This window comes from Pseudomonas sp. NFX183 (genome assembly GCF_047943075.1).
GTDB lineage: Bacteria > Pseudomonadota > Gammaproteobacteria > Pseudomonadales > Pseudomonadaceae > Aquipseudomonas.
On sequence record NZ_CP181333.1, the window covers coordinates 5,850,352 to 5,875,646 of the forward strand.

Consider the following 25,295-nt stretch of genomic DNA (forward strand, 5'->3'; position numbering starts at 1 on the left):
ATCACCCGTCCCTAATGAAAGTTGCCAGCAAACGTGACCACACCGTCGGCTTGCTCATGGTCCAACCAACTGGTCCAGCCCAGGCGACAGACATTGCGCGCGCCAATGTGCAGGGCTCTGATTTCACCGGCGGCAAGCACCAGGCGCAGGTCGTATTCCAACGGGTCTCGCGTGGTTAACTGCACCAGTGAACACAGGGGCTGGTAGCCCTTCCCCGTGGGCAGGAACGCATGAAACTGCTGCCAGCTCAGCGCCAGGACATGCACCCTGAACTTCCCGCTGCGGTCGCTGACCTGATGCCCCAGCACCAGGTCCTCACCGAGTTCGCAGCGGGTGATACCGAGGCTATTGCGCTGAAAATGGGCAACCTCCACACGGCGCTCAACCCATTGTTCGATGAACACCGGGGCATGCTTGAAGTAGTACCGCAGCACGGCTTCGATCAAGGCGGCCGAATGCACGCGCAAGCTCAACAGCCCCAGGTAAGGCAACAGGCGTTTGCAGTCCAGTTGCGTGGTACCTCGTATCGCGTTGCCACCCAGGCCGATCAGCGCAAACATCTGCTCCGAGAACGCATCGCTCGCGCCAGTCTGGAAACACGCTCGATAGCGATATTTACGCCAGATCGGCCACATCAGCCGATGCAGTCGGTGGTGGAATAGGTCGAGGAAGTCACGAGTGGGGTTACCTCCGGACAGCTCGCCAAACGCCTGCTCTGCATAGAACGCTGGCAGCGGTGACCCGGCCCCGACCAAACCCAATATGTTGAGCCGCAGGCGAGCGCGTAATTGCCCGCGCTCCATAAAGAACGCCACGCGATCGATATCGTGTCCGGCAAACCCCAGACCTGGATTGGCCTGAAATTCCAACAGGTCGTAGAGCGCGTCTTCACCCATCAGCGGATGAGCTTCGCGCAATCGCTCAATCACCTGCTCAATTGCCTGGAACAGTGTGTACTCACGAATGCCGCAACAGAGCGCATTCAAAGCAGGGGCTGTTGCCCCATGCGGGATGGCCATAGGTACACGTCTCCTTGTGTGCTGATGACTCGTAACTCGTGATAAGAGTTGAGGCTGGCGTAGAGCGCAAAGAACTCATTGAGGACCGAGGCGAACACAAACAGATCGCCCTGACCGAGAAACCCCTGGGGGTCGACTGTCAATTCCACACGTAGGCCGCGAATGGGCAACCCACGGTGCAGTTGGTCAACCGGCTCATGGAGAATGGACTGCAGCGCACCGAGTCTTGTCTGACTGACCTTTTGCGCCTGCCGATCGTGATAGCGCGGCAGGTCATAGGTTTCGAGAATCACTTTCAAGGCATTGATATCGGTCAACGACAGATAGTTGAGCGACATATTGCTGATCAGCTTCCACAGGAAATCCTGGTCCAGCGGCGGCGCGAAGCTCGCCGTTGGTGCGGTGATGTTGCGAAACGTCAGTGATTCCGGTGCCTGCTCGCAGGGTTGGTTGATGTCGCCTGGCTGCAACTGCCGAGGCAGGTTGCAGTTGGTGCAAGTCATTTCTATCGACAACGTTTCCTGGTCTTTACCTTCGCGACTGCCAAACCCCATCCAGGTGTCGAGCCCCCCATGCTGCTGCGACGAGCGCTGGCGAATGCTGTAGCTGGCCGGCGCTGTAGCTCGGTCAACCCCCCAGTCATGCTCAAAGGATTCGAACGGCACATAGGCCTGGTAACCCAACCCGCCAGGGCGCCAGCCAGTGACACTGTCGACGGAAAACACGGCGGCATTGCCCGGGGTATATTCCCCTGGCACCAGAAGGTACTCATCCTCTTTTCCATTCAGGCGAATGGGGACCGCATCATGTTTGAACAAGTTGGCAATGGGCGTGCAATACAACTTCACGTTGTCCAGCGTGGGCTGTTGCAGTGCGTGCCCGTGGGCGCGCAGTTCAAAGCGCAGCACCATGCCACGGACCTGGCCGAGCTGTTCAGGGGCAAGTGTGTGCAGGACACTCAGCCCATCGATATCGACAAACAGGTACTTTTCGGGAAAGGCGAAGTACTCCTGCAAATGGCGGTAACCGCGAAACGTATTCTGTGGATACGGTATCAACGCCTCGTCTTGCGAAAACCCCACCGGCTTGACCTGGGCAGCGCCCAGCCGCACCGTCATCGGTTGCCCATCGTTGCCCTTGACCGGCCCCCCTTCGCCATCCAGTAACAGCAAGTGAATGCCATCCAGATGTCGCAGCAAACTGAGGTAGAGCCCCTGGCTGATGTAGCGGTCGCCCGACAGGTGCAGTCGCAGTGAGTCAAAGGTTAACTGGCCGAAGTTACCCTCGACGCTCATGTCCAGGTGCAAATCCAACCATGCCCCGTCACCCTGACACTTGAAGTCCAGACCTGTGAGTTGCAGTGGCATGACATCAGTGGTGTAGCACGTCCTGAAGCGACACCGCTCACCCTGGATAAGAACACTTTCTACCGCCGTATCACGGGCAACCCGAACGGCGGGACCTGCACGTTTCAATGGGTCAAATTGCAGGATGCTGAAGGCGGGTATTGGCCGCATGTAATTGGGCCACAGCAAATGCATCAAGGAATGCGTCAGCTCCGGCAGCTCGTCGTCCAACTTCTGGCGCAGGCGACCGGTCAGAAACGCAAACCCCTCCAGCAATCGCTCCACATCCGGGTCCTGGCCGCTTTCAGCCAGAAACGGCGCCAGTGCGGGATTACGCTCGGCGAAACGCCGCCCGAGGTGCCGCAGGGCGCTGAGCTCGCTTTGGAAGTAACGGTTAAAGCCCATCGGCGCAGACCTCAACCCGCCCGCCATCCACCAGGCGCGCCTGGAACACAACGGGCCGTGTGACACCGTCAACGATCAGCGCGGCTTCGATCGCAAAGGCCAGGGCCAGAGGTTCAGTAGCACGCGGCAGCACCTTGACCTGTACATTTGCCAGTCGCGGTTCGTAGGCACGGATAAATCGCTCGATCAAGGCGCGTGAGCGGATCAAGGACTCGTGCAGGCTAAGCCGCATATCATTGAGATCGGGCAAACCATAGTCGGGCAGTGTCTGAACACTGCCTGCCCGGGTGCTGAGCATTTTCCCCAGGTGTGCGGCGACGGACGCCACACTGCACCGCTGGGTTGATGCATCGCCTTCGAGGCGTTCGAAAAGGCTCACGTTATGGGGCATCCGCCGGCTTCTGCTCATTCTTTATCGAGCTTGCCGACTAGGGACAACGTGAAGTCAGCCCCCATGTACTTGAAATGAGGGCGCACACTCAGGTTGACCCGATACCAGCCTGGCTCTCCGTCGACATCACTGACGACAATGCGTGCTGCCCGCAGTGGCCGGCGACCGCGCACTTCAGCACTGGGGTTTTCCTGATCGGCCACGTATTGGCGAATCCACTTGTTGAGCTCCAGCTCCAAGTCCGTGCGTTCTTTCCAGGAGCCCAGTTGCTCGCGCTGCAAGACCTTGAGGTAGTGCGCCAGACGGTTGACCACCATCATGTAGGGCAATTGGGTGCCGAGCCGGTAATTGAGTTCGGCTGCCTTGCCCTCTTCACTGATGCCGAAGGTTTTGGGTTTCTGGACCGAGCTGGCCGAAAAGAACGCCGCATTGTCACTGCCCTTGCGCATGGTCAGGGCAATAAACCCCTCTTGCGCCAGTTCGTACTCGCGCCGGTCCGAAACCAGTACCTCTGTAGGAATCTTGGTTTCGATCTCGCCCATGCTCTGAAAATGATGCAATGGCAAGTCTTCTACCGCGCCGCCACTTTGCGGTCCGATAATGTTCGGGCACCAGCGAAAGCGCGCAAAACTTTCAGTCAGGCGCGTGGCAAAGGCGTAGGCAGTATTGCCCCAGAGGTAGTGCTCGTGGCTGTTCACCACGTTCTCCTGGTAGGCAAAGGTTTTAACTGGGCAATCAATCGGATCGTAAGGGGTTCGCAGTAGAAAGCGCGGCACAGTGAGGCCGATATAGCGGGCATCTTCGCTCTGACGAAAACTTTGCCATTTGGCAAACTGCGGGCCTTCGAAATGATCCCTGAGATCCTTGAGGTCAGGTAATCCAGTAAAGCTTTCCAATCCGAAAAAAGCCGGCCCCGCAGCAGCGATAAAGGGCGCGTGGGCCATGCAGGCAACGCTTGAAGCGTATTGCATCAACTTCACATCAGGCGCACTGGGTGAAAGGAAATAATTGGCGATGATCGCGCCCACCGGCTGGCCACCAAATTGTCCGTACTCAGCACTGTAGATATGCTTGTACAGCCCGGACTGGGTAATTTCCGGCGAGTCTTCAAAGTCATCCAGCAGGTCTTGACGCGAGACATTGAGCAGCTCGATCTTGATGTTTTCTCGAAAATTGGTGCGGTCGATCAGCAACTGCAGGCCTCTCCAGGAAGCCTCCAGCGCCTGGAAATCCGGATGATGAAGAATCTCGTCCATTTGCTGGCTGAGCTTGGTATCAATCTCGGCGATCATCCGGTCGACCAGGCGTTTCTTCACTGGCTCAGCGCTGTTATGGGGTTTGAGCAACTCTTCGATGAAGGCCGACACGCCGCGCTTGGCAATGCCGTAGGCCTCGTCATCGGCGCTCAATAATGTCTGGGCGATGATAGTGTCGAGAATGCTGTACTCGCCGCTAGCCTGGGCCGGCTGCAGGTTCTGTTGAGTGGTCGTCATGGTGTCAGTGTCCTTTTACTGAAGGGTTCAGGTGGTCGGGCCGCTCAGCCCCAGCTCGGCGAGTACGCGCGCACGAGACTCGTCATCGGCCAGCGCCTGCTCAATGGCTTTGCGAAAGCTTGGCGTGTTACCCAGCGGCCCCTTGAGTGCCATCAACGCCTCACGCAACGCCATCAACTTTTGCAATTCGGGTATTTGTTCAACCAGGTTTGCGGGGTTGAAGTCCTTCATCGCGTTAATCCGAACCTCGACGGACAGCTCCTCGATGCCACCCTCCTCCTGCAATCGATTCGGAACGCTCAATGTCAAGCTCAGCGCTTGTTTGGCCAACACCTCGTCAAGGGTGTTTTTGTCGATACCAATGGGCTTTCGATCCTCAAGTTTGCGCAGATCTTCGCGGTGGCTGAAATCGCCCAGCACCAGTAACTTCAGTGGCAGTTCGACTTCCTCCTGCACACCGCCAATGGCAGGTTTGAAGGTGATATTGATACGTTCCTTGGGTGCTACCGAACCGTCTTTGAGCATGGTGTTTCTCCTTTTTCGGTGGGCTCGCGAGCCTAATCAAGCACCGCTTCAAGATCGAAGTGGCACAACCTGCGATGGGTGACTTCCTTGCGCTCGCGCACGGCATGGTCTTGTGGCAAAAGGTCATAACAGCGATACAGGAGCCGGGAGACTTGAAAGGCCAGTTCTGGCTCCCAGCGCTCCAGGCCCGCCTGTTGTAATTCAAGGTCCAGTTGTTCGAGCTGGATCCTGCCCAGTTCGTGTTTGCCTGCTCGTATGCATAATCTGGCCAGCGCCAATCGCCAATGAAAGCGGGTCCGGTCGCCGCGGGCGGCGTGCAGTCCTTCTTTGAGCGTGGCAATCGCCGCCTTCAGGCCCTCCTTGCGTAGCCTGGACATAACGGCCTGCAAGGCCGTCTCCCAGGGCTCGTTTCCGCCGTCAATGACGGCGGTTGAAGGCTCGGCTTTATGTACGTGGCGAAGGACGTGGAGCGTGATCCAATCGCACGTCGCGGGGTCGGCAAATGGGGTGCCGTCATCAAACCTGAACTCCGGCAGACTCGGCAGGCGCTGCAACAACAACGCAAAACTCATTTCCAGCTCGGTCATGGCCCACTCTGCCTGCAGGGCTTCGAGGCACTCCCAGGCCATACGCAACCCGTCAAACCAGAACAACGCACCGGCCAGGCTCGCTTCAAGCTCAAGCAAAAGGTCGGCGTGATGACCTTGGGTCAGACGGTTCTGGTAGCGTTTGAGTTTGTCGTGAGGAAGCCCGCGCAAAGCGGTTACTCGCTCACTGTTGGCGTCGGGATAGTTGGTAAGCGCCAGCCAGGCCAGGGTGCGGCTCAGGCGCAAGGCACGCAGATCAGTGGCACTCTGGCGCAGCCACCAGGCGCACAGTGGCCGAGCCTGCTCCTGCAATGCCCGCAACAGTTTTTGCGCGTCTTTTTCGTTATTGACCGGCTGTTCAGGCCTCAGCAACTGCGTTGCCACCTGCTTGACCTGAGCGATGGCACCCGCAACACCACGCGGCTCGGAACCGCCCTGCAGGGCAAGCGCCAAACGCTCCGACAGTTGCCTGCGGATCGGTAACAACAAGGGCGCGTCGTCCCTCAGATGTTCACGCCACAGCTCGTCGAGACTTTCCAGGTGTTCCAAAAGCGCCTGAAACAATGGCACTTGATCGGTAAGCGAAAGATGCTTCGTGAACAGGGGGTCGAGCCGCAACACCAGCCAACCAAACGCGGCAATCCGCGTACGTGATTTAGCAGGGTAGACAATCGCCCAGTGATGCTTGCACAAATGAAGCAGTACGCCGAGGCCCGCCAGAAGCCCGGGGAATGAATCGCGCTGGTGCAACGCCCAGGTCAACCAGACGGCGACGCGCAGATCCTTAGAGTGCTCACGCAAAACCCGCTCGCCGAGCTCGCTGACGCGCTGCCAATCCGGCAAGCCTGCACCATGTATCGAATGTGCCTTGCCGAGTTCGGACTCCAGGGCTTCATACTCACTCGAAAAACGCATATCACAGCCGGCAAAGCCCCCTGACGAACAGGGTAAGCGCGCAAGTTCAAGGTGATAAGCGTAGAGCGTGTCTGAATAAACCATTCCGGTCCGCACATAACTATTCAAGGCAAGGGCGACAAACTAACCGCAATCCACGTACGCATTAGAAGGCCAATTAATCTTCGTTCAGCACCTGACGAAGTAGGCGAACCTTAGCCATACAAGAATCAATCATCAAGCGGTCAGCCCGCACTTAAGTAATTTCCTACAAGGCCAATAAAAACGGGCCTGCGCAGCTATTTGCGCACTTCACGCGCTTTGATAAAACGCGAATACCTTGCGCACCCATGTATTCATTTAATAAAACAGCATGAGCAACTAACTGCGCACACTCGCGCAATCATCGACACTAAAATAAGCGCCAACCGACGACAACTTTCATACATTTAAACCAACAACCCTCCCAACCCCTTTATTCCATTGGCTCTCATTATTTCAGGCACGCTTTTTGTTATAGGCAATTGCCCGTTGGCAAACACGCCGTCGGGATTACCTACTCAATCAGGCAAGGAAACCAGTCATGCCAACACCCGCGTACCTCACTATCACCGGTGTCAAGCAAGGCTTGATCACGGCAGGCACATTTACTCAGGACTCGGTAGGCAATATTTATCAGGAAGGTCATGAGGATCAGATCCTCGTGCAGGCGTTTGCCCACCAGGTGATCATTCCCCGCGACCCACAATCGGGCCAGCCGAACGGCCAAAGGGTTCATAAGCCGCTGATGGTCAGCAAGGTCTTCGACAAGTCCTCACCGCTGCTCTTCAGCGCGCTGACCACGGGTGAAGAAGTGTCATGTCGCCTGGAATGGTTCCGTACCTCCTCGGCTGGCACCCAGGAGCATTACTTCACCACCGAACTGGAAGGCGCAACCATCGTGGACATTCAATCGCGGATGCCCAACTGCCAGGACCCGGACAACGCTCATTTCACCCATTTGGAGGATGTGTATTTCACTTACCGCAAGATCGTCTGGACCCACGAAGTCGCCGGCACTTCAGGCTCGGACGACTGGCGTAGTCCGGTAGCCGGCTAACATCGGCTCAGGCAGAAGCGGCCGCCAGGGACGGCGCCGCGCCTGCTTGGTTGGCTAGACCATTGCCAGCGGATGCTTGCGCTTGGGTGCGCCGAACACGCGGTCGATCGCGTCCAGATCGTGCTCATCGAGCTTGAGGTTCGCGGCACCGGCGTTGAGCCGCACATGCTCGGGCGTAACAGCCTTGGGAATTGCGATCACGCCGTCCTGACGCAACACCCAGGCAAGGGATACTTGAGCGGGCGTGACCTCATGGCGACGGGCGATCTGCTTGAGCGTCGGGCTGGACAACAACTCACCCCCCTGGGCGATCGGGCAGTAAGCCATCAGCGGCAAATGGTGCTGTTGCCACCATGGCAGCAAGTCGAACTCGATACCGCGCTCTTCAATGTTGTAGAGCACTTGGTTGGTTGCACACGCCGGGGATGCAAGTTCCTGCAGGTCTGCCACGTCAAAATTGGAGACGCCCCAACGGCCGATCTTGCCGGCCTGACGTAATGTTTCGAAGGCTTCGACGGTTTCTTCGAGGGGATACTGGCCCCGCCAGTGCAACAGATACAGGTCGATGTAATCGGTACCCAGGCGCTGCAGGCTGGCTTCGCAGGCACGGGGCACGCCCTTGCGACTGGCATTGTGCGGATAGACCTTGCTGACGAGGAACACCTGATCACGTTTACCGCGAATGGCTTCGCCGACCACTTCCTCGGCCCCGCCTTCGCCATACATTTCGGCGGTATCGATCAGGGTCATGCCCTCGTCGATACCCAACTGCAACGCGGCAACCTCGGCGCTGCGCCGGTGCGGGTTTTCGCCCATGCGCCAGGTCCCTTGGCCGATGACAGGGACGGGAACGCCGGCCAGATCGATGGTGCGCATGACAACCTCCTGATGAGTTCGCGGATTAACAATGTGGCATTGGGCGGACAAAAGGGTTCAATCGAAGTATGGTTGCCCTCTGAAAAGTCGCCAGGAAGGACCTGCAATGCTGTTTGTCGTGATGCTCGGGGGCAAGCACCCGCGGGCCAGAATTGAAGTTCACGATGTGGTGTTCGCTGTAGCGAACACACTGCAAGACACCTACCCGCAATTGCGCGATGGTTGGTTTGGCAGCCCCAAGGGTGTGCACATCGACTCCTGGATGGCAGTGGATGGCGTTGATGGCTGGAAAGTTGAACTCAGCCACCTGGCCCCGCCTGCCGGCGCGCACCATCTGTACTTCATCAACCTGGGCGGCTACGAAGCCAACGCTTTTGGCGAAGCCCATCACTATTTGCTGGTGGTCGCCCGCGACAAAAAGGAAGCGAAGAGCAAGGGGAAACAGCAGATGCTGCGCCATTGGTCCCAGGCCCATACCGACGGCGTGATGGATATTGACGACTGCCTGCCCATCGACCTGGTCGACGGTCGCTACCTGCACCTGGTGCAAGGTTCGCACAGGCCAATCGTGCAACAGAACGACTACATCGTGCTGCCCTGAGTTATCCCTACCCGAACGGGGTATGGCGCCCACCCTCCACCTGCCTGACAGTGCAATCAGTCCCCGAACCTGATAACACGCACAACTCAAGGTGGGTCCGCCATGCATAAAACCTTTATCGCCCTGTTCAGCGCCGTATTGCCGGGCGCGCCGCTGATCGTGGCACACCACAGTTTCCCGCAGGCAGCGCAGGAAAAGGCCCGTTGGCTGAAACGCTACGCCGCGTTTGCCGTGGACTCCGGCGTGCCCGCGGCGGATGCCGAGCGGGCGATAGCGGCGATCAGCGCACAATTGTCGGTGCTGTCTCCCGAGGAGGACGCTGCCTTGATCAGCCGAGCCGGCTTCGAAGGCGTGGAGCTGTTCTATGCCGACTTCAGTTTCAAGGGCTGGGTGGGCTAAAAGCCGCGCTAACGGCTTACCAACTGCCCGACGCGCCGCCGCCGCCAATGGAACCGCCGCCACCGGACGAGCTGCTGCTGGAGCTGGAACCGGAGTTGCCGGAACTCGAACCAGACCCTCCGCCCGACCCCGAGCCGCCATCGGAAATGCTCTGGATAAAGACAATGAACGCCACGACCGAGGCCGCCGGTATCGCCAGGATCCAGCCCTGGTAGCCGTGCCCCAGCATAAAACCGACCGCCACATAAACCGCCGCGACGGCCAACGCACGCACGAGAAAAAAGCGTGGTTTGGTCTTCCACGACTCGCGGATGACGAAGAACAGCCCCACGTACAACGCCAGCACCAAGGCGCCGCCAAACGGCAACGCCAGCCAGTGTACGAAGTTGACCGCCACAAAGTGGTCCACCACCAGCAACCCGACGATATACGCCAGCGCGCCCACCACGCAGTAAAACACCGCGCGCGCCAGCCACAGGGCGCCGAACGTGGCGCCGCCGATCAGCAGGGTCAGCGCAAGTACCAGCAGGTACATCGGCCACTCATGACCGCCGGCATAAATCGTCAGCAACACCGTCACCACGACGGTGGCGATCAGCGCACGGCGCCAGTGCAGCTTGCCGGCAGCGATCAGCACACCGCCGATGGCGCCCGCGATAAATGCCAGCAGTACTGCGATGATCTGCGGGTTAACCTGTGGCGCGGCCTGCTTTGGCAGGTCGCCGCCGTCCACCAGCACAGTCAAGTCATTGACCGCTTGTTGCACGCCGCCCGCGTAGTCGCCCTGGCGAAACGCCGGCGTGATGTGTTCTTCGATGATGCGATGGGCCAACAGATCGGTGACCGTGCCTTCCAGGCCATAGCCCACCTCGATGCGTACCGTATGGTCGTCTTTCGCCACCACCAGCAGGATGCCGTCGTTGACGTCCTTGCGCCCCAGCTTCCAGGCGCGGAACAGTTGATTGGCATAATCCTCGATACTCGCGCCGCCGGTAGTGGGCACCAGCAGTACCGCGACTTGCGCGCCTTTGCGCTGTTCAAGGGCGGCGAGTTGGTCTTTGAGGCGCGTGGTGATGCTGGCGTCGAGGGTATTGGTGAGGTCGATCACCCGCTGGTCGAGGGCGACGCCGATGGGCGACGTCTGCGCCTGGGCAGTGCTCAGCAGGCCGATGAACATCAGCGCCAGTAGACTCAACACGGATTGCCGCAGCATCGCCATCATGTTTGATACCTGAAGTTTCATCCTGAAGGCGCCGACTTTACCTTATTGACACGTTCACACGTAGGCCGTGCCCTGCATGATCGGCTGCACGCTGCCGGTCAATACCACACCGCCCTGCCCGTCCCACTGCACCGTGACCGTGCCGCCGTCGCACTGCACCTGCACCGTGTCATCCAGCAGGCCGCGCCGGATCCCGTTGACCACCGCGGCGCAGCAACACGAACCGGAACCCAGCGGCACGCCGCCGCCGCGCTCCCAGATGCGCAGACGAACATGCGCGCGGTCCAGCACCTGCACGAAATGCACATTGGTGCTGGCCGGGAATAGCGCATGAGTTTCCAGCGCAGGACCTACGGCTGCCACGTCGATGGCGGCGAGGTCATCGACAAAAAACGTACAGTGCGGGTTGCCCATGCTGCACGCCGCCGGATCGCCCTTGATCGGCAAAAGGAGGGTCTGCATGGCGGCGGCCAGCGGTACTGACGACCACTCCAGCGACGGCGCGCCCATGTCCACCGACACCCGCTGGCCCGGCGCGCGTACGCACGTCAGTAGGCCACGGTCGGTGCGCAGCACAATCGAATCGGTGCCGGCTTCGTGCATCAAGCGGTCGGCGACACCTCGCGTGGCACTGCCGCAGGTTTGCAGCGGCGTGCCGTTGGGGTTCCAGAATTTGATACGCGCGGCGGCGTCAACGCCGTCAAGGATCACCGCCAGCTGATTGAAACCGATGCCGGTGTGGCGGTCGCCCAGACGGCGGGCGACCTGCGCGGTGATCGGGTCGTCCTGGCCACGGCGGTCGATGATGATGAAATCATCGCCATGGGCATGCATCTTCACAAAGGGCAATGTCATGGGCTGTCCGGTGGGTGAGTGCGATGGGAGGGTGAGCATACGGCAGTTTCATCCAGACCGATTCGACCGCATGTTAGCGTGTGTGCGTTTTGATCCGGCAGAGCCCGCCATGAAAAAAAACCTCTTCGCTTTGACCGCACTGCTGCTCGCGTTTTCCCACCCTACCCTGGCGGCCGCCCAGCCTCCCAGCCTGTGCCAGCCGAGCGCCTCGAAGTCGACGGCCAAGGCGCTGCTGGCCGCCGCAGAACGGCACCTGGCTGACCGTCCCAACCCCCTGGCCCATGTGCACACTGAAGGCACACTGCCCCACCACGGCATTCGCGAGCAAAGCATTGCCGCCGAAAAAGACTGGCCGGTGATGCGCCAGGCCGCGCTGGCGTGGCGGTTGAGCGGCGACCCGCGTTACCTCAGGCAAGTCGACGACTACCTTGGCGCCTGGGCCGATGTGTACCAACCGGACTTCAACCCGATTGACGAAACCAACCTCGACCAGCTGATCAATGCCTATGCGCTGACTGCCGATAACCTGCGCCTGGAAACCCGCGCAGCCAGCCGCCGCTTGATCAGTGATCTGGGTAACGGCTACCTCGCGCGTATCCAGCAGTTCCACGGCCAGAACAAAGGCACGCAAACCAACAACTGGCAAAGCCATCGCGTCAAGTTGATCACGGTGGCCGCCGCTGCACTGGGCGACCGGACGATGCTCGAGCAGGCCCACCAGGTGTTCAAACAGCAGATCGCCGACAATGTGTTGCCCGATGGCTCGGTCACCGATTTTCACGACCGCGATGCCCTGCACTACGTGGTCTACGACCTTGAACCTCTGGTGCAAGCTGCCCTGGCGGCCAAGCCCTACGGCGGCGACTGGCTGAACCTCAAGGCCAATGGCGCGTCCCTGGGGGCCGCCCTCGATTGGCTGGTGCCGTATGCCAATGGCCAGCGCAGCCACCAGGAGTTCGTGCACACCCACGTGCAATTCGACAAGGACCGCGCCGGGGTGGGCGAAGCCGGCTACAGCGGCACCTGGGAGCCCAAAAGCAGCGCCACGCTGTTCTGGCTGGCGGCGCAACTGGACAAGCGCTACCTGCCTGTGGCGACGCAATTGGCCGCCCACCCGGCCGATTGGATCAGTGCCTGCTATTTGCCGTAAGCGCGGCTAGACTGGCCGGGTTGCTCTTTCAAGGGATTGACCATGCTTGTTGTATTCAGCGGCCTGCCCGGCACCGGCAAGACCACGATTGCCAGCCAACTGGCGCGCCAGATCGGTGCCGCCTACTTGCGCATCGATGTGATCGAACAGGCGCTTCGGGACGCGGACGTGTTAGCGCAAGGCGTAGGTGCCAGCGGCTACGGCGTGGCCAATGCGCTGGCGTTGAGCAATTTGCGCTTGGGGCACACCGTCGTCGCAGACGGTGTGAACCCGGTCAGGGAAAGCCGCGAGGCGTGGAAAGCGGTGGCGATTCAAGCAGGCGCCGCGTGGGTTGATATCCAGGTGATTTGCTCTGATGAGCGAGAACATCAACGCCGTGTTGAACAGCGTGCGGGGGATATTCCCGGCCTGACTCCGCCCGACTGGCGGTCCGTATCGGCGCATGAATATGAGGCCTGGGATCAAAAGCCACTGACGGTCGATACCGCCCATGTGACAGCAGATCAGGCGGTGGCGTTGATCCTGGCGCACCTCAAACCCGAGGCGAATGCGCGGGCGCCCGGTGAAGCGCTAAAGGTGTGACGGGCGCGCAGTCCAACCAGCGCAAGCGCCCTCGCCCTGCGTAGGTGGCATTTTTTAAAGCACTGCTCCCATCGCCTTCATCAACACTGGATCGCGCCCGTAAATATCCGGCGCGTAGACCAGGCCGCCCTGGCGATCGACTTCGACTGTCCAGTACCCCAGCAACACCGGCACCGGCGTGGCGAGCCTGAATTCATGGGTCACGCCGGTTGCCAGCAGTTCATCGGTGCGAGCGCGTTCGGCCGGGCTCACCAGCAGGTCACGCAGCAGCAACGGCTGTTCCACCCTCACACACCCCGAACTGAACGCCCGCGGGCCTTTGGTGAACAACGGTTGGCTGGGTGTGTCGTGCAGGTACACCGAGTACGGGTTGGGAAAGCGCATCACGATCTTGCCCAATGGGTTGCGCGGACCGGCCTCCTGGCGCAGGAGAATGTTGCCGGGGCGCGACCAGTCGACTTGATCGGGCGCCAGGGGGTGACCCTGGGCATCAAGCACTTGCAGGTTTTGCTGGCGCAGGTATTCGGGGTTCAGACGGATAGCCGGGAGCTTGTCCTCGCGCATGATGGTGGGCGGGATGGTCCAGGTGGGGTTCAGCGTCAACCGGGTGATGCGCGATTTGAGCAGCGGCGTCTGACGCTCCGCGCGCCCGACTTGCAGGCGGGTTTGCCACACCGGAATGCCGCTCTGGTAAACGCTCAATTGCGCGGCGGCTACGTTGACCAGCACGCCTTCAGGCTCAAGGTCCTGGGCGAGCCAGCGAAAGCGCTCCAGGTTGATACGCAGTTGGTCGCGGCGCATCGCCGGGCTGATGTTGAGTTCGGCCACGGTGCCGGCGCCGATCACGCCGTCGGCCTGTAACGAGTGGCTGGCCTGGAAGGCCTTGACTGCCTTGACCAGCTCGTCGCGGTATTGCTTGCCAGTGCCGCTGGGCACTTTGGCCAGGTAGCCACCGCTGTGCAGGCGCCGCGCCAGTTCCGGCACGCGCGGGTCTTCCATGCCGGGACGCAAGAGTGGCCCGCTGGCAACCGGGTCCCAATGCGGCAACGGTTGCAGGCGCACGGCGGCATAGGCATTGCGCAGGCTGCGGTACAGATCGGCGCTGGGCCGCGCCTGGTCAAAGGCTTGCGCCATGTCTTGCAGGCCGGCGGCGGCGAAGGCCAGCACCTCGGTATTCGGGTCGCGGGCGGGTGGCTGGGAATGCCACAACGGTTCGAAGCGCGATTGCTGCAGGCGCCCGTAATGCAAATCCTGCAGGGCTTGCAGGTACTGGCGGCTGGTGTCGATGTCGCTGCACAGCACGTTGGCCGTGGCATCCGCCGTGGGCAGACTATAGTGGCTGGGGTCCAGGCCGTCGTCGGCCAGCGTCAGCAACTGGGTGTGCAAGGCTTGGCGGCGTTCTTCGCCAGACCACAGCGGCCCATCACCCTGCTGCTGATAGAACGCCTGCAGGCGCGCCAGGGCTGCGGCGTCGATCTGCGGGGCGAGGCTGGGACAAACGCTGGGCAACTGCGCGAGGGCCTGTTGCACCGGGCTTGCGGAAATTACCGGCACGGCGCCCATCGGCAGCTCATCAGCCGTCGCGACCAATGGTGCAACGAGCAGGCAAATGCTCAAGTAACATGCGTGTTTTTTGAACAATTGACTTGGCTCCAATCCACAGCGGGGGACGCTTTGTAGATGCTGACTTTTATGTGTCGCTTCGGTTTGATCACCGTCACGCTGGCAACGTTGAGCAATTTTGCGCTCGCCGCCAATGGGAATCCTCCTAACTTGTATAGCAGCCTGGCGCGCTCGGCTCCAGAACTCAATCCCGCCGTACTGAAAAGCGCCCTGAGCGCGGTGCAGTGCGCGGTCAATAACGGCGAGGAACGGTCAGAGCGCCTAGCGGTTATTGACTACTCCCAACCCTCGACCGCCCGTCGGTTATGGATTTTCGATTTGCGCAAAAAGACCCTCGTGCTGCGCGACCTGGTGGCCCACGGTGCCAAGTCCGGGGAAAACTTCGCCACGCAATTTTCCAATCTCGAAGGCAGCCATCAGTCCAGCCTAGGCTTGTTTCGCACCCAGGAAAGTTACCTCGGCGCCCACGGCTACTCGTTGCGCATGGACGGCCTGGAGCCCGGTTTCAATGACCAGGCGCGCGACCGTGCGCTGGTGATTCATGCCGCCGACTACGTCAACCCGGCGTGGAGCAAGCGCGAAGGCCGCATCGGCCGCAGCCAGGGTTGCCCGGCGGTGCGCCCGCAAGTGGCGCGCCAGGTGGTGGATAAACTCAAGGATGGGCAGTTCATGTTTTCCTGGTACCCGGACCAGCGCTGGTTGAAGTCATCGACGTATCTGAACTGCAAGCCCCAACAAGTGGCGAGTAGTCGTACAATCCGTGGTGGTTAGCCTGTCCCCACAGATAAAAGAGAGCGCCGCATGCTTCTACATACCTCCACCTGGATCGAGATCGGGCAGTTTCTGGAACGCAGCCGCACGGTGGTGATTCCCATCGGTTCCAACGAACAACACGGCCCCACCGGCCTGCTGGGCACCGACTGGATGTGCCCGGAGATCATCGCCCACGAGGCGCAGAAGAACGCCGACATTCTGATCGGCCCGACCTTCAATATCGGCATGGCCCAGCACCACCTGGGTTTTCCCGGCACCATTTCCCTGCGCCCTTCCACCTTTATCGCCGCCATTGGCGACTGGGTGCGCTCGCTGGTCGGACACGGTTTCGAGAAGATCCTGTTCCTGAATGGCCACGGCGGCAATATCGCCACCATTGAAGCGGCGTTTTCCGAGCTGTACGCCGAAGCCAGTTTTGCCCGCCGCCCCGCCGGTTTCGCGCTCAAGCTGGTGAACTGGTGGGATCTGGAAGGCGTGCACGATTTGGCTCAACGCCAATTTCCGGTGGGCCACGGCAGCCATGCCACGCCGTCAGAAATTGCGGTGACGCAGTGGGCGTACCCGCAATCGATCAAGTCCGCCGAGTATTCTCCGCAAATCGCCAATACCGGGCCGATCCGCGAAGCGCTGGACTTCCGCGCCCGCTTCCCCGACGGCCGCATGGGCTCGGACCCGGCGCTGGCGACGGTGGAAAAAGGCGGTGAGTTGGTGGCGTTGGCAGCCAAGGGGTTGGTCAAGACCGTGAACACCTTCAGCAGCGAAGCAAAACCCTAGGCCCGGCCCATCGCAAATGTGGGAGCGGGCTTGCTCGCTCCCACACATTCAAACCCTCAGGCGTACCTGGATTATTTGCAGTCCTGCGCCGCCAGCTCCAGCCGCGACGGTTTGATCGCCGAGGCCAGTGGCTTGCGCTCATACAGGAACACCTTGGTGCCGTCCTGGGACTTGTAGGCCTCCAGCACATCATCGGCAGCAATCTTGCTGGTCAACACCACCTTGGCGTGGCGCGAGTTCTGCGTCACCGTCGAGGTGATGCCGCGTTTTTCAAGCTTGGGCACTACGCACTGCACATAGCCTTCAGGGGTTTTGTCGGTTTGCAGGGTCAAGCTTGGAGCGTTGGGAGCAGTGATACAACCGGTCAGCAACAACGAAGCAAAAGCCAGGGCCGGGACGAAAAAAGAGCGCATAAACATTCCTGAAAATAACCAAATAGGGTTCACAACGATCCGCGCGTCATCCCGCGCGGACCAGGGCCTTTAGCGACGCGTCAAACTGCTTCAAGGCATCGAGCTGTACATCACGCTGTTGTTCAATCTGCGCGGCAATGTCCGGGGCCGCCTTGTCATGCACCCATACCGACGGCACCTGTTTGTGCACCGAGCCTTCAGCCTTGGCAATGTATTGCAGGTCGGCGTCATAGAACCGCGCCACAAAACGCGCCTCGACCTGATCGTTACGCTGGGTCAGCAATTGGTTATGGGTATCGAGCATCACCACCACATCCGGGTGAGCCTGCACCAGCTCATCCAGGCTGCTGTAGACCGTGACGATGCGAAACGTGCCCTGCAATGAACTCATCAGCCAATCAATCGCCAGTTCCGGGTCGGAGCTGTTGACGAACGCCTCGCGGATGCGCCCGTCAAGGGCATCCTTGGCGCCGTTCATGGCCATGGCGTGGTAGCGTTCAAGGTAACTGAGGTTGTCGCGGGTGTTTTCGCTGTACAACACACCCACCGACTGCGCGCGCTGCAGGGAGTCTACGCTACCGACGAGTGGCAGCAAATGGCCCGCAGGCAGATCATCAGCAAATGCCGGGCTGGTCAGAACCACACTGCCGAACATCAGCATCATTAAACCCAGTTGGATAATCGTCCTCATCGCGCATTTCCTTGATCAGCGTCTCGATGCGCTGATTCTGCGCTTTTGGCATAAAAACAGAACTTGCGATGCTTGATGGTGACTATCATTTGAACCGATAGTGTCGCGTCTCCCGACCTCTATAAAACTATAAGGACCACGCCATGAAGCCCCACCAGAAAACCTTCGACCGCATCCGCGAAGCCGTACTGCCGGAGTTTCGCGAGCGGGTCGCCGATTACCTGGTCGATTATGAAGACGTGCTGCAGGACGAGGCCGCCGACGCCGACCAGCGTTACGCCAGCGCCCAGCAATTGCGCGGCTACCTGCGGGGCTTGAACACCACCCGAGTGCTGGGCCTGGCGGACTGGGAAGACCTCGACCGGCGCGTGTCCCAGGAATGGATGTAAACCCTTAGAGTGCTGGGCGTTGCAGGTTGACCCATGCCTGCACTGACGGCCGCTGCCATTGGCGCTGCGCGTAGTCCACCCATTCGGCCGGCACACTGTCACCGTTGAGGATCAGGCGATTGAGCATCACCGCCAGGTCAAGGTCGGCAATCGACCACTCGCCGAACAGGTACGGAGGGTTGCCGGCCAACAGCGCCTGCGTCGCACTGAACAACTTGCGTACGGCCGCTTCGGCGGCGGGCGACAACGGCGGCATTTTCTGCCCGTAAAACACCACCAGCGTCGAGCGCTCCTGACGGATCGCCAGCAAATCACTGCGCAACCACGCCTGAACCTGCCGCGCCCTCGCCCGCTGCTGTGGGTCAGCCGGGTATACCGGCGTTTCGGGATAGACCTGTTCCAGGTATTCAGTGATAGCGCAAGATTCCGACAGGGCAAACTCGCCTTCCACCAACGTCGGCACACGCTGGGTCAGCGACAGTTGGGTAAAGTCCGCCGTCTGGTGTTGCGCGGTGTCCAGGTCCAGGGTGAGCATGTCGAACGTCAGGCCTTTTTCGCGCAGGGTGACAAACACCGACATCGCGTAGGGGCTGGTGAACTGGGAATCCACATAGAGGCGTAACGGGCGTGGGTGCATGGCAGGTCTCCTTGGGTGAGCACCCACGCTACGAGAGGCGGGGCAATAAAGACAATGGCGGTTTTTTATGGGGGCATTCCTGGCGGGAATAGCCTCGATAGTGGCAATATCACATCGATTCGCTAGTTTGCGAAAACGCCCCGCCATTCGAAGCTTTCAAGGAACGATCAGCTTATGAAACAAGCAGTTGTCGTCATACACGGCATCGGCGAGCAACGCCCGATGGACACCCTGCATGGCTTTGTGGATGCCATGATTCCCGCCGACACGCCCGACGGCACGCCCTTCTACTGGAGCAAGCCGGATCGGCTGTCACGCAATTTCGACCTGCGCGTCTTGAAGTCGTCCGGCCGCACCAGCACGGATTTCTACGAGTACTACTGGGCCCACAAGATGCAGGGCACCAAAGTCGGCCACCTGCTCAGTTGGCTCTGGGACATCTTCAAGCGCCCACGCCGCGATATTCCCGACGCCATCGTGCCGATCTGGCGCACCACGCGCTGGACGGTGATGCTGCTGTTGCTGCTGATCGCTAGCGGCACCCTCGCCACGGCCTGGGGCCAATTCGATCACAGCGACAACCCGTTCGCGCTGGTGCCGTTGCTGCTCGGCGCTATCGGCCTGGCGCTGCGTTACTCGGCCCTGTCCTACCTGGGCGACGCCGCCCGTTACCTGAGCCCCAACCCGCAGAACGTGGTGGTGCGCGAGCAGATTCGCGCCGACGGCGTGGCGTTGCTGCGGGCCCTGCACAACAAAGGCGATTACGACCGCATCATCGTGGTCGGCCACAGTTTGGGCAGCGTGATCGCCTACGACATCGTCGGTTATCTGTGGCACGAACATCACGATCAGCTGACCCAAGTCATTCCCAGCAACCGCGAACTCGCCAGCCGTTATGCCAATCACGAAGCGCTGCAACCGGTCATCAAGGACACGCTGCCCAACGCCGGCGCCGCGCTTGACGGCAGCCTGGGCAGCATTTTGAAATTTCGCGAGCAGCAGACCGAAGCCTTTATCGAGCAGCGCGGCCTGGGCAACCCGTGGCGCATTACCGATCTGGTAACCGTCGGCAGCCCGATGGCCCACGCGAGCCTGTTGTTGGGGCGCAGCGTCAGTGACTTCCAAAAACGCATGGAGCGCCGCGAAGCCCCCGCCTGCCCGCCCACTCAGGACGAAAAGGGCTACGGCTACAACGCCCGTCATCCGGTGATGCTCGGCCAGAAACCCTTCACGCCCCAGTATTTGCACCACGCGGCGGCATTCGCAGTGACGCGCTGGACCAACCTCTACTTTCCCGCGCCCTTTGGCCTGTTTGGCGACATCGTCGCGGGCCCGGTCAGCCCGGTGATGGGCGCAGGCGTGCTGGATTTACCGGTGACCGTGGGCTCGCGCAAAGGCTGGCTCGCGCGCTCATGGCTCAGCCACACCCACTACTGGAGTGAGCGCGGCGGTGCCCAAGGTTACCTCGGTGCGCTCTCCACCGATGAACAAGCAATCACCCAGGGCCCGCGTCCGTCGGCCACCGAAGCGTTGCGCTGGGCCGTCGACCTCAAGGGCCTGCGGCGCTTGCGCCCGGCGGGCGCCAAGGAAAGCCTGACGCAGGCTTAGCCGGCAAAACCGCCTTTATCGAGAAACTCACGCTCTTGCGCCGTGGTGACCCTGGCCAACACTTCATTACGGTGTGGAAAGCGCCCAAACCGCTCGATGATCGCGGCATGCTCCTTGGCCCAATGGTAGGTGCTGGCATCCAGTTGCTGGTTCAGCACCAACGAGCGCTGCTGATCGGCGGGGTCTTCCGAATGCTCGAATGGCAAGTAACAGAACGCCCGCAGCTCGGGCGCGATCAATTGGTCCAGGCCAGCATCGACCATCCGCCGCGCGTACAAACGCGCCAGCGGGTCGGTGGCAAACATGTGCGCGGTGCCACGAAAGGCATTGCGCGGGTATTGATCCAGCAGAATCAACAAGGCCAGCGCGCCGTGTGCCGAATCCAGCCAGCCCTCCAGTTCGCGCCGGGCCGCTTGCATATGCGTGGCATGGAAGGTGTCGCGAAAGGCCGCGTCAAACGCGTCGTCCTTGGCGAACCAGCGCTTGGGGCCCGCCTGCTTCCAGAACTCGATCACCGCCTCGGCCGGTTGCCCGTTGATGCTCGACATCATTACCTCCCATTGGCTTGCAGATTTCATCATTGACGCCGGCAGAATCCATTAAGTTTCCGCTCTGGAGCCGCTCCTGCTTCGCAGCGGTCGTGCCATCGCACATAGGGTTTACCGGATGATCCACCGTCTTGCCCAGGTTTTCAGTGATTCCAATGGCCACGTGCGCACCAAGCTGTTTGGCATCTACGGCATTTTGGTCGCCATTAACGTCGGCGCCTGGCTCTGGGCGCTGGTGGCGTTTCATCAGCATCCCGTGTTACTGGGCACAGCCCTGCTCGCCTACAGTTTCGGTCTGCGCCACGCGGTGGACGCCGACCATATCGCCGCCATCGACAACGCCACCCGCAAGCTGATGCAAGAGCAGAAACGCCCGGTGGCGGTGGGGTTCTTTTTCTCTCTGGGGCATTCGTCGGTGGTGGTGCTGGCCTCGATTGGCGTGGCCCTTACCGCTGCCCATGTCGAGGCGTTCAAGGCGGTTGGCGGTGTGATCGGCACGTCAGTGTCGGCGGTCTTTTTGCTGGTGATCGCGCTGATGAACCTGGTCATCCTGCGTCCGATCTACAAGGCCTGGCGCCACGTGCGCGAGGGCGGCGCTTACGTCGAAGAGGATGTTGACCTACTGCTGGCCGACCGCGGTTTCATGGCGAGAATCTTCCGCCCGCTGTTTCGCCTCATCAGCCGCAGTTGGCACCTGTACCCGCTGGGTTTTCTGTTTGGCCTGGGGTTTGACACCGCCACCGAAATCGCCCTGCTGGGCATCTCCGCCACGCAGGCGGCGCAGGGCTTATCGCCATGGTCGATCATGGTGTTCCCGCTGCTGTTCAGCGCCGGCATGTCGCTGGTGGACACGCTGGACGGCCACTTGATGCTCGGCGCCTACGGCTGGGCGTACATGAAGCCGCTGCGCAAGCTCTACTACAACATGAGCATTACCTTGGTCTCGGTGGTCGTGGCGGTGATCATCGGCAGCATCGAGGCGCTGGGGCTGATGGCCGACCAGTTGGAGCTCAAGGGTGATTTCTGGGGCTTTATCGGCAACCTGAACGACAGCTTCGGGATGCTCGGCTACATCATCATCGGGATTTTCGTCGCCAGCTGGGCGGCGTCGGTGTTGCTGTACCGCTTGAAGGGCTTCGACCGGCTCGCCTGAAGTCGAGAAGCAGGTCAGCCACATTCGGGACTGACACACTGCAATCGCGGGCGAGCCCCTCCCACATGTCTAAACCGCGTTACGCCAGCTCAGCGCGCAGTTGACGCGCCGCGGTGACCATATGAACCAACGCCGCTTCTGTCTCCGGCCAGCCGCGGGTTTTCAAACCGCAATCCGGGTTGACCCACAGGCGCTCGGCCGGAATCCGCTGGGCGGCCTTGCGCAGCAAGTTGGCCATTTCCGACGCATCCGGCACGCGCGGCGAGTGGATGTCGTAGACGCCCGGGCCGATGTCATTGGGGTACGCGAACGCTTCGAACGCGTCCAGCAACTCCATGTCCGAGCGCGACGTCTCGATAGTGATCACGTCGGCGTCCATCGCCGCGATGGACTCGATCACATCGTTGAACTCGCTGTAGCACATGTGCGTGTGGATCTGGGTTTCGTCACGCACGCCGCAGGCGCACAGGCGGAACGCTTCGGTGGCCCAGTCCAGGTAGTGTTGCCACTGCGCCCGGCGCAACGGCAAGCCTTCACGGAACGCCGCTTCGTCGATCTGCACGATCTTGATGCCGGCCGCCTCCAGGTCAACCACTTCGTCACGAATCGCCAGCGCCAGTTGACGCGCCTGCACTTCGCGGCTCACGTCTTCGCGCGCAAACGACCACATCAGCATGGTCACCGGGCCGGTCAGCATGCCCTTCATCACCTTGCTGGTCAGGCCTTGGGCGTAGCGGATCCACTCCACGGTCATGGCTTTGGGGCGGCTCAGGTCGCCGAAGATTACCGCCGGTTTCACGCAGCGCGAACCGTAGCTCTGCACCCAACCAAAGCGGGTGAACACGTAGCCGTCCAGTTGTTCGGCGAAGTACTCGACCATGTCGTTTCGTTCGGCTTCGCCATGCACCAACACGTCCAGGCCGAGGTTTTCCTGCACTTCGACGGCGTGCTTGATCTCGCTGTGCATCGCTTCGACGTACTCGGCTTCGCTCAACTTGCCGGCCTTGTACGACTGGCGCGCCAGGCGGATCGAGGCAGTTTGCGGGAACGAACCGATGGTGGTGGTCGGCAACAGCGGCAGGTTCAGGCCGGCACGTTGCTGCTCGATACGCTGGGCAAACCGCGACTGGCGCTGACTGTCCTTGGCGGTGATCGCCGCCACGCGGGCTTGTACGGCAGGTTTGTGAATTCGCGTTGAAGCCGCGCGAGCCGCTTGCACGGCGCGGCTCTGCGCCAACGCGGCGCGTACATTCGGCGCCTGCGGCGCGTTGACGGCCTGGGCCAGCACCGCCACTTCCGCGCACTTCTGCACGGCGAAGGCCAGCCAGCTTTTCAGCTCGGCATCCAGCGTGTCTTCGCGGCCCAAGTCGACCGGGCTGTGCAGCAGTGAGCAGGACGGCGCTACCCACAGGCGATCACCCAACTTTTCATGTGCGTGCTGCAAGGTCGCCAAGGCTTTTTCCAGGTCGCAGCGCCAGACGTTGCGGCCATTGACCACGCCCAGGGACAACACTTTGTAAGCCGGCAGGCGATCAAGAATGGTCGGGTACTGCTCCGGTGCACGCACCAGATCGATGTGCAAACCATCGACCGGCAGGTTGGCGGCCAGGCCGAGGTTTTCTTCCAGACCACCGAAGTAGGTGGCCACGAGCTTTTTCAGCGGGTCGCGCTGGATCAGGTTGTAGGCGCGCTCAAAAGCGTTTTTCCAGTCTTGCGGCAAGTCCAGAACCAGAATCGGCTCGTCGATCTGCACCCACTCAACGCCCAGGTCAGCCAGGCGCTGAAAGATCTGGCCGTACAGCGGCAGCAGGCGATCGAGCAGGTCCAGCTTGTCGAAGTCACCGCCCTTGGCCTTGCCCAACCACAAGTAGGTCAGCGGGCCGATGACGACCGGCTTGACGTTGTGGCCCAGGTCACGGGCTTCCTTGACCTCTTCAAACAGCTGCTCCCAACCCAGCTGGAATTGCTGGTCAGCACTGAATTCAGGCACCAGATAGTGGTAGTTGGTATCGAACCACTTGGTCATTTCCTGGGCGTGGGCACCGCCGCAGCAGTTGTCGCTGACGCCACGGGCCATGCCGAACAGCGTGTGCAATGTGGCTTGGCCGTCGGCTGGGCGGAAGCGCTCAGGGATCACGCCGAACATCAAGGAATGAGTCAGGACCTGGTCGTACCAGGCGAAATCGCCGACCGGCAACAGCTCGATGCCGGCCTGCTTCTGCAACGCCCAGTGAGTGTTGCGCAGGTCACGGCCAACGGCGCGCAGGCCGGCTTCGTCGAGTTCGCCCTTCCAGAACGCTTCCTGCGCTTTTTTCAGTTCACGATCGCGTCCAATGCGCGGAAATCCCAGGGAATGAGCGACTGCCATGACTTACAACTCCAATGTCGATATTTGATGGCAGCCATTGTCGACACCCACTCATCGTGAGACAAACTCATTATATTCCAGATGATCACAAGATTCGTTCATGTTGAAGCGACGTGGAGATAAAACGCGTGAAACATGAAATACGCACAGCCGGCCAACGCCAGTCCCATGCAGCGGTTGAACCACGTGAACGCCGCCCCGCTGATCCTGCGTCCTAACATGGCGCCCAACAAGGCGTACACCCACGGCGCGCCGACCGCGCCCAGCCCCAGCAAAGCCGAAACCCCGGCGATGGACGCCCCGGTAATATGCGCCGCCGGCAACATCACGCTGGTAATCGGCAAGACCGCTACGATGCCCTTGGGGTTGAGCAACTGAATCACCAGACCATTCCAGAACGTGAGGGCTTGCCCGGCGTGCTTGAAGTTTCTTCAACCACCGTGCGGGCAGTGAACACCTGATAGGCGAGGTACAGCGTGTACACCCCGCCGACCAGCGAGATATAAGGCAGCGCCGCCTGGGAAATGATCGCCTCGCCGGTGTAGCCAAACAGCACGAACATCAACAGCATCGCGCAGCCCACACCGAGGTAGAACCCGCTGGAGCGACGGAATTTGCCGGTAAGCCCGGCGTTCAGCCCCATCAGGTTCACAGGGCCGGGGCTGTACATGACGCTGAAGGCGTAGAGGAAAATGTCCATGGAGAAACCTGCAGTAGAAGAAGTCCGGCGAGTCTACTGAGGCGCTTTGCGCTGAATCTTGTACGTTTGTGGTTCAGCGTTGCGCCTGGTGGGCGAACCACGCCATGACCATGCTGCAGCCTGCGTGGGACGCTGCCTGCGGTTGCACACACAGCGCGTACACCCCGCCCGTC

At 60.7% G+C, this 25,295-nt stretch carries 24 protein-coding genes and 2 pseudogenes; 10 read left to right on the top strand and 16 right to left on the bottom strand.

Translation table 11 applies throughout. The features are described from left to right. Nucleotides 1–11 precede the first annotated feature (11 nt). From tssG to tssA, 6 genes are read right to left on the bottom strand one after another with little or no spacing between them, the layout of a single operon-like run. Entirely contained in the window at nt 12–1,019 is a 1,008-nt protein-coding gene (gene tssG, locus ACM530_RS27240) for a type VI secretion system baseplate subunit TssG (protein WP_416363654.1), read from the bottom strand. Then, nucleotides 983–2,770, bottom strand: coding sequence for a type VI secretion system baseplate subunit TssF (gene tssF / locus ACM530_RS27245; RefSeq protein ID WP_416363655.1), 1,788 nt, complete (start codon nt 2,768–2,770; stop codon nt 983–985). Before tssF ends, tssG begins: the two co-directional genes overlap by 37 nt. Beyond that, nucleotides 2,760–3,161, bottom strand: a complete 402-nt coding sequence (gene tssE, locus ACM530_RS27250) for a type VI secretion system baseplate subunit TssE (protein ID WP_242197316.1) — start codon at nt 3,159–3,161, stop codon at nt 2,760–2,762. The genes tssF and tssE overlap by 11 nt, the downstream gene beginning before the upstream one ends. Nucleotides 3,162–3,175: 14 nt before the next feature. Continuing rightward, nucleotides 3,176–4,654, bottom strand: a complete 1,479-nt coding sequence (gene tssC, locus ACM530_RS27255) for a type VI secretion system contractile sheath large subunit (RefSeq protein WP_416363656.1) — start codon at nt 4,652–4,654, stop codon at nt 3,176–3,178. Nucleotides 4,655–4,681: 27 nt separating this feature from the next. Then, nucleotides 4,682–5,179: a type VI secretion system contractile sheath small subunit gene (gene tssB, locus ACM530_RS27260; protein ID WP_416363657.1), complete on the bottom strand. Its 498-nt coding sequence runs from the start codon at nt 5,177–5,179 to the stop codon at nt 4,682–4,684. Nucleotides 5,180–5,211: 32 nt separating this feature from the next. Continuing rightward, entirely contained in the window at nt 5,212–6,765 is a 1,554-nt protein-coding gene (gene tssA, locus ACM530_RS27265) for a type VI secretion system protein TssA (RefSeq protein WP_416363658.1), read from the bottom strand. Between the two features lie 478 nt (nt 6,766–7,243). On the opposite strand from tssA, the gene ACM530_RS27270 reads away from it, so the two are divergent. Next, nucleotides 7,244–7,759 (top strand): Hcp family type VI secretion system effector, encoded by a 516-nt coding sequence (locus ACM530_RS27270; RefSeq protein WP_416363659.1) that lies wholly within the window; start codon nt 7,244–7,246, stop codon nt 7,757–7,759. A 54-nt stretch (nt 7,760–7,813) separates the two neighbouring features. Here the strand turns inward: ACM530_RS27270 and ACM530_RS27275 are convergent, their stop codons facing one another. After that, the gene (locus tag ACM530_RS27275) at nt 7,814–8,635 is read right to left on the bottom strand and encodes an aldo/keto reductase (RefSeq protein WP_416363660.1); all 822 of its coding nucleotides are present in this window, start codon (nt 8,633–8,635) and stop codon (nt 7,814–7,816) included. Between the two features lie 106 nt (nt 8,636–8,741). On the opposite strand from ACM530_RS27275, the gene ACM530_RS27280 reads away from it, so the two are divergent. Both ACM530_RS27280 and ACM530_RS27285 read left to right on the top strand, forming a co-directional pair. Then, on the top strand, nt 8,742–9,236 hold the full coding sequence (locus ACM530_RS27280) for a DUF1543 domain-containing protein (RefSeq protein ID WP_145164472.1): 495 nt from the start codon (nt 8,742–8,744) through the stop codon (nt 9,234–9,236). A gap of 129 nt (nt 9,237–9,365) precedes the next feature. After that, nucleotides 9,366–9,635: pseudogene (locus ACM530_RS27285) on the top strand (methyltransferase); the annotation flags it as partial. A gap of 16 nt (nt 9,636–9,651) precedes the next feature. Here ACM530_RS27285 and ACM530_RS27290 read toward each other — a convergent pair. Then, nucleotides 9,652–10,857 (bottom strand): TPM domain-containing protein, encoded by a 1,206-nt coding sequence (locus tag ACM530_RS27290; RefSeq protein ID WP_416363661.1) that lies wholly within the window; start codon nt 10,855–10,857, stop codon nt 9,652–9,654. A gap of 54 nt (nt 10,858–10,911) precedes the next feature. Beyond that, nucleotides 10,912–11,712, bottom strand: coding sequence for a diaminopimelate epimerase (gene dapF / locus ACM530_RS27295; RefSeq protein ID WP_416363662.1), 801 nt, complete (start codon nt 11,710–11,712; stop codon nt 10,912–10,914). Nucleotides 11,713–11,821: 109 nt separating this feature from the next. Between dapF and ACM530_RS27300 the strand changes: the two genes are divergently transcribed. Together ACM530_RS27300 and ACM530_RS27305 are read left to right on the top strand one after the other, a co-directional pair. Further along, a complete protein-coding gene (locus ACM530_RS27300) occupies nt 11,822–12,862 on the top strand; it encodes an alginate lyase family protein (RefSeq protein ID WP_416363663.1) in 1,041 nt (346 codons plus the stop codon). A gap of 42 nt (nt 12,863–12,904) precedes the next feature. Next, nucleotides 12,905–13,444 carry an AAA family ATPase gene (locus ACM530_RS27305; RefSeq protein WP_416363664.1) on the top strand — a complete coding sequence of 180 codons (540 nt, stop codon included), beginning with the start codon at nt 12,905–12,907 and terminating at the stop codon, nt 13,442–13,444. A gap of 54 nt (nt 13,445–13,498) precedes the next feature. Here the strand turns inward: ACM530_RS27305 and ACM530_RS27310 are convergent, their stop codons facing one another. Beyond that, nucleotides 13,499–15,085 carry a L,D-transpeptidase family protein gene (locus tag ACM530_RS27310; protein WP_369302356.1) on the bottom strand — a complete coding sequence of 529 codons (1,587 nt, stop codon included), beginning with the start codon at nt 15,083–15,085 and terminating at the stop codon, nt 13,499–13,501. Between the two features lie 39 nt (nt 15,086–15,124). Between ACM530_RS27310 and ACM530_RS27315 the strand changes: the two genes are divergently transcribed. Further along, nucleotides 15,125–15,838, top strand: a complete 714-nt coding sequence (locus ACM530_RS27315) for a murein L,D-transpeptidase catalytic domain family protein (RefSeq protein ID WP_145164484.1) — start codon at nt 15,125–15,127, stop codon at nt 15,836–15,838. Between the two features lie 30 nt (nt 15,839–15,868). After that, a complete protein-coding gene (locus ACM530_RS27320; protein WP_416363665.1) occupies nt 15,869–16,615 on the top strand; it encodes a creatininase family protein in 747 nt (248 codons plus the stop codon). Nucleotides 16,616–16,686: 71 nt separating this feature from the next. On the opposite strand, the gene ACM530_RS27325 is transcribed toward ACM530_RS27320, so the two are convergent. Both ACM530_RS27325 and ACM530_RS27330 read right to left on the bottom strand, forming a co-directional pair. After that, nucleotides 16,687–17,028: a hypothetical protein gene (locus ACM530_RS27325; protein ID WP_145164486.1), complete on the bottom strand. Its 342-nt coding sequence runs from the start codon at nt 17,026–17,028 to the stop codon at nt 16,687–16,689. Nucleotides 17,029–17,074: 46 nt separating this feature from the next. Next, nucleotides 17,075–17,719, bottom strand: a complete 645-nt coding sequence (locus tag ACM530_RS27330) for an ATPase (RefSeq protein ID WP_416363666.1) — start codon at nt 17,717–17,719, stop codon at nt 17,075–17,077. 143 nt (nt 17,720–17,862) lie between these two features. Between ACM530_RS27330 and ACM530_RS27335 the strand changes: the two genes are divergently transcribed. Next, complete coding sequence (locus ACM530_RS27335; RefSeq protein WP_416363667.1) at nt 17,863–18,108, top strand: hypothetical protein; 246 nt, start codon at nt 17,863–17,865, stop codon at nt 18,106–18,108. Nucleotides 18,109–18,112: 4 nt separating this feature from the next. On the opposite strand, the gene yfcF is transcribed toward ACM530_RS27335, so the two are convergent. After that, the gene (yfcF, locus tag ACM530_RS27340) at nt 18,113–18,745 is read right to left on the bottom strand and encodes a glutathione transferase (RefSeq protein ID WP_416363668.1); all 633 of its coding nucleotides are present in this window, start codon (nt 18,743–18,745) and stop codon (nt 18,113–18,115) included. 174 nt (nt 18,746–18,919) lie between these two features. Here yfcF and ACM530_RS27345 point away from each other — a divergent pair, with 174 nt between their 5' ends. Next, a complete protein-coding gene (locus ACM530_RS27345; RefSeq protein WP_416363669.1) occupies nt 18,920–20,353 on the top strand; it encodes a hypothetical protein in 1,434 nt (477 codons plus the stop codon). Here the strand turns inward: ACM530_RS27345 and ACM530_RS27350 are convergent. Then, nucleotides 20,350–20,901, bottom strand: a complete 552-nt coding sequence (locus ACM530_RS27350) for a DUF924 family protein (protein WP_416363670.1) — start codon at nt 20,899–20,901, stop codon at nt 20,350–20,352. The genes ACM530_RS27345 and ACM530_RS27350 overlap by 4 nt on opposite strands. Before the next feature lie 118 nt (nt 20,902–21,019). Here ACM530_RS27350 and ACM530_RS27355 point away from each other — a divergent pair, with 118 nt between their 5' ends. Further along, complete coding sequence (locus ACM530_RS27355) at nt 21,020–22,054, top strand: HoxN/HupN/NixA family nickel/cobalt transporter (protein ID WP_416363671.1); 1,035 nt, start codon at nt 21,020–21,022, stop codon at nt 22,052–22,054. Nucleotides 22,055–22,133: 79 nt separating this feature from the next. Here the strand turns inward: ACM530_RS27355 and metE are convergent, their stop codons facing one another. Next, a complete protein-coding gene (gene metE, locus ACM530_RS27360) occupies nt 22,134–24,422 on the bottom strand; it encodes a 5-methyltetrahydropteroyltriglutamate--homocysteine S-methyltransferase (protein WP_416363672.1) in 2,289 nt (762 codons plus the stop codon). Nucleotides 24,423–24,520: 98 nt separating this feature from the next. Next, nucleotides 24,521–25,122 (bottom strand): annotated as a pseudogene (locus tag ACM530_RS27365) (LysE family translocator). Nucleotides 25,123–25,295 lie beyond the last annotated feature (173 nt).